Here is a 461-nt window from a genome sequence, read left to right on the forward strand (position 1 = left end):
TGGAAAGCGATTTGGTATATAGTCCCCCCCACTATATGAAGAGGCGACCATGAGCCACACCATCAAGGAAAAGCAGAAGCTGCTGAACCGTGTCCGCCGAATCAAGGGACAGGTCGAAGCGATCGAACGCGCACTGGAAGACGAGCGCGGTTGCAACGAGATCCTGCGCCTCATCACGAGCGGTCGCGGCGCGATGAACGGCCTGCTCGCGGTCGTGCTCGAGGATCACATCCGCAGCCATCTGGTCGACGCCGAAGATCACCACGACGAGGGCAGCGCGACCGAACAACTGATCGAAGTCGTTCACAGCTATTTCAAGTAAGCGGGGTGCCGAATGAACGACTTCACGAACGACGCCTTCAGTGCAGGGCACGACCATGTCTTTCTCGAAGCCGCGCACGAGCAGAACGAACGCAGGACCTGGCTGGTCATCGCGCTGTGCGCGGTGATGATGGTGACGG

At 59.2% G+C, this 461-nt stretch carries 1 protein-coding gene and 1 pseudogene; both read left to right on the top strand.

The features are described from left to right. The first annotated feature begins 49 nt into the window (after positions 1-49). Positions 50-322: a metal/formaldehyde-sensitive transcriptional repressor gene (locus tag HWY45_RS36365; RefSeq protein ID WP_096503105.1), complete on the top strand. Its 273-nt coding sequence runs from the start codon at positions 50-52 to the stop codon at positions 320-322. A gap of 12 nt (positions 323-334) precedes the next feature. Then, a pseudogene (locus HWY45_RS37085) lies at positions 335-461 on the top strand (cation transporter); the annotation flags it as partial.

Source organism: Burkholderia stagnalis (assembly GCF_902830275.1).
GTDB classification, from domain to species: Bacteria; Pseudomonadota; Gammaproteobacteria; order Burkholderiales; family Burkholderiaceae; genus Burkholderia; species Burkholderia stagnalis.

Coding starts and splice junctions, on each gene's coding strand:
- HWY45_RS36365 (WP_096503105.1), top strand. CDS start 50: ATGAGCCACACCATCAAGGAAAAGCAGAAGCTGCTGAACCGTGTCCGC.